7 protein-coding genes are annotated in these 7,041 nt (G+C 65.8%); 5 read left to right on the top strand and 2 right to left on the bottom strand.

What is annotated here, in order from left to right:
- The first annotated feature begins 231 nt into the window (after positions 1–231).
- The 4 genes from ACOI1H_RS22360 (at position 232) to ACOI1H_RS22345 (ending at position 4,436) form a co-directional block, all read left to right on the top strand.
- A complete protein-coding gene (locus ACOI1H_RS22360; protein ID WP_422440301.1) occupies positions 232–1,110 on the top strand; it encodes an endonuclease in 879 nt (292 codons plus the stop codon).
- Between the two features lie 83 nt (positions 1,111–1,193).
- Positions 1,194–1,652, top strand: coding sequence for a (2Fe-2S)-binding protein (locus tag ACOI1H_RS22355; RefSeq protein WP_422440299.1), 459 nt, complete (start codon positions 1,194–1,196; stop codon positions 1,650–1,652).
- Between the two features lie 3 nt (positions 1,653–1,655).
- Positions 1,656–3,827, top strand: a complete 2,172-nt coding sequence (locus ACOI1H_RS22350) for a molybdopterin cofactor-binding domain-containing protein (RefSeq protein ID WP_422440298.1) — start codon at positions 1,656–1,658, stop codon at positions 3,825–3,827.
- 3 nt (positions 3,828–3,830) lie between these two features.
- On the top strand, positions 3,831–4,436 hold the full coding sequence (locus ACOI1H_RS22345; protein ID WP_422440296.1) for an Isoquinoline 1-oxidoreductase subunit: 606 nt from the start codon (positions 3,831–3,833) through the stop codon (positions 4,434–4,436).
- 7 nt (positions 4,437–4,443) lie between these two features.
- Here ACOI1H_RS22345 and ACOI1H_RS22340 read toward each other — a convergent pair whose 3' ends face one another.
- Together ACOI1H_RS22340 and ACOI1H_RS22335 are read right to left on the bottom strand one after the other, a co-directional pair.
- Complete coding sequence (locus tag ACOI1H_RS22340; RefSeq protein WP_422440294.1) at positions 4,444–4,632, bottom strand: hypothetical protein; 189 nt, start codon at positions 4,630–4,632, stop codon at positions 4,444–4,446.
- A gap of 124 nt (positions 4,633–4,756) precedes the next feature.
- Positions 4,757–5,653: an MBL fold metallo-hydrolase gene (locus ACOI1H_RS22335; RefSeq protein ID WP_422440292.1), complete on the bottom strand. Its 897-nt coding sequence runs from the start codon at positions 5,651–5,653 to the stop codon at positions 4,757–4,759.
- 39 nt (positions 5,654–5,692) lie between these two features.
- Between ACOI1H_RS22335 and ACOI1H_RS22330 the strand changes: the two genes are divergently transcribed.
- A complete protein-coding gene (locus ACOI1H_RS22330) occupies positions 5,693–7,012 on the top strand; it encodes an ATP-binding protein (RefSeq protein WP_422440290.1) in 1,320 nt (439 codons plus the stop codon).
- The last annotated feature ends 29 nt before the right edge of the window (positions 7,013–7,041 follow it).

Raw genomic sequence — 7,041 nt, 5'->3', positions numbered from 1 at the left:
ATTTCCAGGTTTCTGGGCTTCCGGCCTTGTGGCCCGTCGTCCCGTCCGCTGCACCGTGTCTGCATTACTGCGTCTCCGGTAGAGGGGCTTCTACGGCTTGTGTCAGAAGGGTGCAACCCGATTCTTCGAGAAAACTGCGTCCGCAGTCAAAAAATTTGGAACTGCCTGTGGAGAAGGCCGCGTTGATCTGACCGGTGCCATGCTACCTAGGAAAAAACCAAGGAGTCCGCCATGCGCGCCCCGATTGCTATCCTTGCCCTTCTGGTCCTGTTCGGTTGCGGACCGCAATCCGACCCGCTGCCGCCGTCCCCGCCGCAAGTAGTCCGCATCGCGACGCAGAACGTGCACTATATCATTCTCGACAAGCCGACCGGCCCCTGGTCCGTCGGTGACTGGGAAGATCGCAAGGGCGCGCTTGATCTGGCCTTCAAGGCTGCGGCCCCCGACATCATCGGGTTTCAGGAGATGGAGAGCTTTCGGCGTGGTGACGACGGCGGCGTCAACCTGGCACGCGACTGGTTGCTGGCGCAGAACCCCGGTTACGCCGCGGGGGCCAACGGCGATTGGCGCACATTTCCGTCGACGCAGCCGATCTTCTACCGGACGGACCGATTCACCCTGCTCGATCAAGGCTGGTTCTTCTTCTCGGACACGCCGGACGTGATCTATTCGCGAACCTTCGACGGGTCCTACCCGGCGTTCGCCAGCACCGTGCGGCTGCGCGACCGCGACGGCGCGATCCTGACGGTCGTGAATGTGCATTTCGAATACAAGAGTGGGTCGAACAGGCTCGCCTCTGCCCGGTTGGTGGCCGACCGCATGGCACCGCTGATCGCGTCGGGCGAACGGGTCGCCCTGATCGGTGACATCAACGCCCTGCGCGGATCGCGCACGGCGCAGATCCTGAAGGATGCCGGGTTTACCTTTCTGCCCGTCGCGGGATCGACCTATCACCTGAACCAGGGGCTGAACCTGTTCGGTGCGATTGATCACATCGCCATCGCAGGCCCGATGACCGCAACGGGCGGATCACACGTCCAGCGTCGCAAGTTTGACGGGCGCTGGCCGTCGGATCATTATGCCGTCGTCGCCGATGTGACGCTGAATTGAGGCGACCTGCTGAAATACGCGTGACCGATGACAGTTCTACTCTACTTTATACTCAATGACCTAAGAATCCGTGCGAGGGACCGATGACCACATTCACAGTGAACGGTGAGACACGCACCGTCGACGTGCCCGGCGATACACCCCTGCTGTGGGTGCTGCGGGACGAGCTGAAACTGACCGGCACGAAATTCGGCTGCGGCGTGGCGCAATGCGGGGCCTGCACCGTGATGCTGGACGGCACGACGCGCCGGTCCTGCGTGACGCCGGTCTCGACCCTCGAAGGGGCCGACATCCGCACCATCGAGGGTCTGGATACGCCAGAGGCGCAGGCCGTGCAGGCCGCATGGACTGCCATCGACGTGCCGCAATGCGGTTGGTGCCAGTCCGGTCAGGTCGTCAGCGCCGCCGCCCTGCTGTACGAAATCCCGAACCCCACGGATGAAGAGATCGACCAGGCGATGGCCGGGAACATCTGCCGCTGCGCGTCCTACGTGCGTATCCGGCAGGCGATCAAGGACGCAGCCAAGACGTTGGAGGGATAGGCCATGACCATCACCCAGAACCGCCGCACTTTCCTCGCCTCTTCGCTTGGCCTTGTCATCGCCGTGTCGCTGCCGTTGCGCGGGCGGGCGCAATCGGGTGCCGCACTTGCCTTTCAGGCCGATGGCACGGACGCCGCCCTTGCCCCCAACGCCTTTATCCGCGTGGCCGAGGACGATACCGTCACCGTCATCATCAAGCATATCGAGATGGGTCAGGGCCCAATGACAGGCCTTTCGACGCTGGTGGCCGAGGAGATGGACGCCGATTGGTCCCAGATGCGCGCCGAATCCGCCCCCGCCGATGAAGAGAAGTACAAGAACACGCTTTTCGGCCTGCAGGGCACCGGCGGTTCGACGGCGATGGCGAATTCCTACATCCAGATGCGCAAGGCAGGTGCCGCCGCCCGCGCGATGCTGGTGCAGGCCGCCGCCGAGGAGTGGGGCGTCGATGCATCCACCATCACCATTGCCAATGGCGTGCTGACGTCGGGCGACAAGACCTCGACCTTCGGCCCCCTGGCCGCCAAGGCCGCGATGCTGACCCCGCCCGAAGACCCGCCGGTCAAGGACCCGCAGGATTTCGTGCTGATCGGCAAGGACCGACCCAAGCTCGATTCACTCGCCAAGTCCAACGGCACGGCCATCTTCACGATGGACATGGACCTGCCCGACATGGAGTATGTGGTCGTCCGCCACGCGCCGATGCTGGGTGGCACGGTCGCGAGCTATGACGACACCGCAGCGTTGAACGTCCCCGGCGTCACCGCCGTCCGTCAGATCCCGCAGGGAATCGCTGTCTACGCGACCTCGACCTATGCCGCGCTGACCGGACGCAACGCCCTGACCGTCGAATGGGACACGTCGGCCGCCGAGACCCGGACATCCACGCAGATGATGGACGACTTCGCCGGCTTGGCGACGACCGGCGATCAGCTGCTGGCAGAAGAGGCCGGCGACATCGACGCCACGCTTGCGAACGCCGCTCAGGTGATCGAGACGGAGTTCCGGTTCCCCTACCTCGCCCACGCGCCGATGGAACCGCTGGATGCCGTCATTCAGGTCAAGGACGGGAGTGCCGAGACCTGGGGCGGCTACCAGTTCCCCGGTTTCGACCGGCAGGCGGTCGCGGGCAACCTTGGACTGCCCGTCGAAAACGTGAAACTGAACGTCATGCTCGCCGGCGGCTCTTTCGGACGCCGCGCGCAGGCCAGCGCCCAGATCGGGAACGAGACCGGGGCGATTGCCAAGGCCGCAGGCCGCGACGGCGCGTGGAAACTGATCTGGACCCGCGAGGATGACCTTGCCGGCGGCTATTACCGCCCGATGACCGTCCACAAGATGCGCGGTGGCATCGACGCCGAGGGCAACATCATCGGTTGGCACGACGTCGTCGTGAATCAGTCCATCATGGCCGGTGGCCCGATGGAACAGATGATGACGGACGGCAAGGACCCCACCTCCTACGAAGGGTCGGTGAACATGCCCTACGACCTTGCCAACCTGCGGGTGAACTGGGTCCGCGCCGAAAGCGCCGTGCCGGTGCTCTGGTGGCGGTCCGTCGGCCACTCCCACACCGGCTACGCGACCGAAGTGTTCCTCGATCAACTGCTCGAGGCGGCGGGCAAGGACCCGGTGCAGGGCCGCCTCGATTTGCTGAAGGGCGACATGGGCCGCGACCGCGCGGTGCTGGAAAAGGTCGCCGAGATGGCTGGCTGGGACGGCGCGAGGGTCAAGGGCGACAAGGGCTACGGCATAGCCCTGCACGAATCCTTCAACACCTACGTGGCACAGATCGCCGAAGTGCAGGACGTCGGCGGCTTTCCCAAGGTCACGAAGGTCTGGTGCGCCGTCGATTGCGGCGTTGCGGTGAATCCCAACGTGATCCGCGCGCAGATCGAAGGCGGGATCGGCTTCGGCCTTGGCACCGTGCTGTTCAACGGGCTGACCCTTGGCGAAGGCGGCGTCGTGCAGGACCTGAACTTCGACACCTACCGCATGATCCGCATCAACGAGATGCCATCGGTCGAGGTCGAGATCATCACCAGCGACGCCGACCCGACCGGCATCGGCGAGCCGGGCACGCCACCCATCGGGCCTGCGGTCGCCAACGCATGGCGCGCCCTGACCGGCACGAACGTCACCACCCTTCCCTTCACGACCACGGCTGGAGCGTAGCCCATGCAGACCTTGACCAAGCTGACACTGGCCGCCCTGATCTGGACGGCCCCGGCCTCTGCCGAGACCGTCAAAGGCCTGCGCACCCCTGGTGAATTCGATTCCATCGCGGATCAGACCGCGCGGTCCACCGCCCTGTTCGAAGAGATGTTCGTCGTCATCGAAAGCCCCCGCTGCCTGAATTGCCACCCGGTCGGCGACGTGCCGATGCAGGGCGACGCCATGCAGCCGCACCAACCGCCCGTCGTGCGCGGCGTGGGCGATTTCGGTGCGACGGGCATGCGGTGTTCAACCTGTCACGGCGCGGAAAACGTGACCTTCACCACAGGCGAAGGATCGATCCCCGGACATGAGCCCTGGCAACTTGCCCCCATCGAAATGGGCTGGATCGGTCTGACGGCGGCCGAGGTCTGCGCACAGCTGAAAGACCCCGCGCGCAACGGCAACCGCACCCTCGCGGACCTGCACGAACACAACGCGACTGACGGTCTTGTGGGTTGGGGCTGGGAACCGGGCGAAGGCCGCACGCCCGCACCCGGCACGCAAGAGATCTTTGGCGACCTGACCCAAGCCTGGATCGACACCGGGGCAGCCTGCCCCGCGACCTGACCCGGGCCTAGCGACCGCCCTGCGTGACGGCCCGGTTCTCGAACGTGCGATACCCCGTTGCGGGGGCATCGGCCTGCGTCACGTGATCCAGCGCGATCCCGGCGATTGCCAGTATCGTCATGGTGATCATCAGGATGCTGGATCTCAACAGATACCAGGGGACGTCCCCTTCGGGCCGGTCGTGGGTGATGCTCATGATAATGTCCTGCTCGGCGGGCGCGCGTTTGTCGCATGCTCCATTGATTCCCTGTCTACCACGGCTGGCCGCAAAAAACATCGCCGTCCGCACGCTATGGCGGCGTCTCACGCAGGCGTGTTGCTCAGACCCTGCGGAACGTCGCTTCGGCGGTCAGTGACGGCTCTGCGGCGACCAGCCCAGCTTCGACCAGTTCCACAAGCTGGGCAAAGACGTTGCGCGCCGCGATCGGCCACAGCGCCGGTGCCACGTCCGCATAGATGGCGGCGGTCAGGTCCGCCACATCATGTTCGCCTTCGAGTGCTGCCAGCACCTGCGCGCGCCGGTCCATCCGATGCGCGATCAGCCAGTCGATCCGTGCTGCCGGATCGGTCACGGGGGCACCGTGTCCGGGGTACAGCACCCCTGCATCCTCGACCCTCAGCTTGCGACAGGACGCCATGAAGTCGGTGATGTCGCCATCGGGCGGCGATACCAGCGACGTGGCCCACCCCATGACAAGGTCGCCCGAAAACACCGCGTAGCCCCACCGCAGGCAGATGTGGTTGCCCATGTGGCCCGGTGTATGCAGCACCTTCAGCGCGCCCGCCGGCGTCTCGATCACGTCCCCGTCCGCAACCCGCACGTCCGGGCTGAAAACCGCATCCACCCCCTCGCCGCCTCCGTTGTAGCCGCCCGTGACCAACGCCTGCATCACGGCGCTGCGGCCCGCGTCAGGTGGGCCAAAGCCCCAGACCCGCGCGCCCGTCTGCGCCGCCAGCCTGCGCGCCAGCGGGCTGTGGTCCAGATGGGAATGTGTGACGACGATGTGGCTCACCGCCTCACCCGCCAACGCCTGCAACAGCGCCGCCAGATGCGCCGGATCGTCCGGGCCGGGGTCGATGACCGTGACCCGTCCCTGCCCCAGCAGATAGGTGTTCGTGCCGCGAAAGGTCATCGCCGACGGATTCGAGGCCAGTATGCGCCGCAGGCCGGGTGCGATGACCTCGGCCACGCCGACCTTTGGATCGAACTCATCCATCGCTTTGCCTTCCCTGTGCCGCCCGATAGGATCATGCACATGTTCTTCCAATGGCTCAAACCCTACATGCCGCGCGGCCTTTATACCCGTGCGCTGATCATCCTGATCCTGCCGGTGCTGAGCCTTCAGTTGCTGGTCTCCGTCGTCTTCATCCAGCGCCATTTCGAAGGTGTCACCCGCCAGATGTCCGACGCCGTCACGATCGACCTGCGCTACCTGCGCGACCTTGCGGATGCTGCACCCGGTCGGGCCGCCGCGATCCGGGCCGTGGATGCGGTGGCCGATCCGCTGGAACTCGCGGTCCGTTGGCCCACACGTGTTCCCGACGTCGGCGACGACCGCCCCTGGACCGACTTTACCGGCGACACCGTCGCCGCGCGCCTGCGGGACGGCGTGCCGCAGATCGCCGCAATCTCGATGGCCGACCGCCGCCGCGTCACCGTCTGGATCAATACCGCGCAGGGGCCCATGTCCGTGGACATCGCCCGCACGCGGTTGTCGGCATCCAACCCGCATCAACTGCTGGTCATCATGGTCATCCTCGGGGCCGTCTTGACCGCGATCTCCTACATCTTTCTGCGCAACCAGTTGCGCCCCATCACCCGCATGGCCCGCGCCGCCGCCGACTACGGCAAGGGGCGCGTGACGCCCTACAGCCCCGGCGGAGCCGCCGAGGTGCGCGCGGCCGGCATGGCGTTCCTCGACATGCGCAACCGGTTGGAGCGGCAGATCGCCCAGCGCACCATGATGCTGTCGGGCGTCAGCCACGACCTGCGCACGCCCCTGACCCGCCTGCGCCTTGGCCTGTCGCTGCTGGAGGACGACGAAGCAGGTCCGATGATTCGCGATGTCGACGAGATGCAGCGCCTGCTCGACAGTTTCCTTGATTTCGCCCGGTCCGACGCAAGCGATGCACTGGAACGGGTCGATCCGGCAGCGATCCTGCGCGACCTTGTCGCGGATTTCACCCGGATCGGCATGCCCGTGACAGAGGATGCGCCGACCGGCCCGCAGGTCAGCGTTCCGCTGCGTCCTGCCGCAATCCGCCGCGCGCTGGACAACCTTGTCGGCAACGCCCTGCGCTACGGCACCCGCGCCCATGTCGCGACGCATGTGACCGACCGCGCGATCCGTTACGTCGTCGAAGACGACGGCCCCGGCATCCCGCCCGACCAGCGCGAGGATGCCACTCGGCCATTCACCCGCCTCGATCCTGCACGCAATCAGGATCGCGGGTCCGGCGTGGGCCTTGGCCTTGCGATCGTCGCCGACATCGCCCGCAGCCACGGCGGCGTGCTGCGCCTGTCCGACAGCGATGACCTCGGCGGGCTAAAGGCCGAACTGGTGCTGGCGCGCTGAGCGATGGATTTCGGATTGGTCCAGATTTT

Origin of the sequence: Loktanella sp. DJP18, assembly GCF_049310965.1 — a bacterium.
Taxonomy (GTDB): Bacteria; Pseudomonadota; Alphaproteobacteria; order Rhodobacterales; family Rhodobacteraceae; genus Loktanella.
Note: the sequence above shows the minus strand (reverse complement) of the source record. Positions and strands in the feature narration are given on the sequence as shown.